Source organism: Streptococcus sp. GMD4S (genome assembly GCF_000296955.1).
Window position 1 is genome coordinate 1 of sequence record NZ_AJRE01000492.1, and the last position, 1685, is coordinate 1685.

Sequence of the window (1685 nt, forward strand, 5' to 3'; positions counted from 1 at the left end):
TGTCAGATTTGAAAAAATACGAAGGTGTCATTCCAGCCTTCTACGCATGTTATGATGATCAAGGAGAAGTCAGTCCAGAGCGTACGCGCGACTTGGTCCAATACTTCATTGATAAGGGAGTTCAAGGTCTCTATGTCAACGGTTCTTCTGGTGAATGTATCTACCAAAGTGTGGCAGACCGCAAGTTGATTTTGGAAGAAGTCATGGCAGTTGCCAAAGGAAAATTGACTATCATTGCTCACGTTGCTTGCAATAATACAAAGGATAGTATGGAACTTGCTCGCCATGCGGAACGTTTGGGAGTAGATGCTATCGCAACAATCCCACCAATTTACTTCCGCTTGCCTGAGTACTCAGTTGCTAAATACTGGAATGACATTAGTGCTGCAGCACCAAACACAGACTACGTGATTTATAACATTCCTCAATTGGCAGGTGTTGCTTTGACTCCAAGCCTTTATACTGAAATGTTGAAGAATCCACGTGTTATCGGTGTTAAGAACTCTTCTATGCCAGTTCAAGATATCCAAACCTTTGTCAGCCTTGGTGGTGATGATCGCATCGTCTTTAATGGTCCAGACGAACAGTTCCTAGGAGGACGCCTCATGGGTGCTAAGGCTGGTATCGGTGGTACTTATGGTGCGATGCCAGAACTCTTCTTGAAACTCAATGAGTTGATTGCTGAGAAAGACTTGGAGACAGCGCGTGAATTGCAATACGCTATCAATGCAATCATTGGCAAACTCACATCTGCACATGGAAATATGTACGGTGTCATCAAAGAAGTCTTGAAAATCAATGAGGGACTTAACATTGGATCAGTTCGTTCGCCATTGACACCAGTGACTGAAGAAGATCGTCCAGTTGTAGAAGCAGCTGCAGCCTTGATTCGTGAAACCAAGGAGCGCTTCCTCTAATCTATAAGGAGGTAATTATGACACACTACGTTGCAATTGATATCGGTGGAACCAACATCAAATATGGTTTGATCGACCAAGAAGGCCAACTTGTTGAATCGCATGAAATGCCAACTGAGGCGCATAAGGGTGGACCCCATATCTTACAAAAGACAAAAGATATCGTAGCCAGTTATCTAGAAAAAGGCCCAGTAGCAGGTGTTGCCATTTCTTCTGCTGGGATGGTGGATCCAGACAAGGGTGAGATTTTCTATGCCGGACCGCAAATCCCTAACTATGCAGGAACCCAGTTCAAGAAGGAAATCGAGACGAGCTTTGATATTCCTTGTGAGATTGAGAATGATGTCAACTGTGCAGGTCTGGCTGAGGCCGTATCTGGTTCAGGCAAGGGAGCGAGTGTGACACTTTGCTTGACCATTGGAACAGGTATCGGTGGTTGCTTGATTATGGATGGGAAAGTCTTTCATGGATTTAGCAACTCAGCCTGCGAAGTCGGTTATATGCATATGCAGGATGGAGCTTTCCAAGATCTTGCCTCTACGACAGCCTTGGTGGAGTATGTAGCAGCAGCTCATGGAGACTCAGTTGATCAGTGGAATGGCCGACGCATTTTCAAGGAAGCTACTGAAGGAAACAAGATTTGTATGGCTGGTATTGACCGCATGGTAGACTACCTTGGGAAAGGTCTGGCAAATATTTGCTACGTTGCCAATCCAGAAGTGGTCATTCTCGGTGGCGGTATCATGGGGCAAGAAGCTATCCTCAAAC

Annotated in this window: 2 protein-coding genes; both read left to right on the forward strand. The window is 45.2% G+C overall.

The genetic code is table 11. The features are described from left to right. A partial coding sequence (locus GMD4S_RS12020) for a dihydrodipicolinate synthase family protein (protein ID WP_000309642.1) occupies window positions 1-917 on the forward strand: 917 nt, incomplete at its 5' end. 17 nt (window positions 918-934) lie between these two features. Continuing rightward, on the forward strand, window positions 935-1685 hold a 751-nt coding region (locus tag GMD4S_RS12025), incomplete at its 3' end, for an ROK family protein (RefSeq protein WP_000150248.1).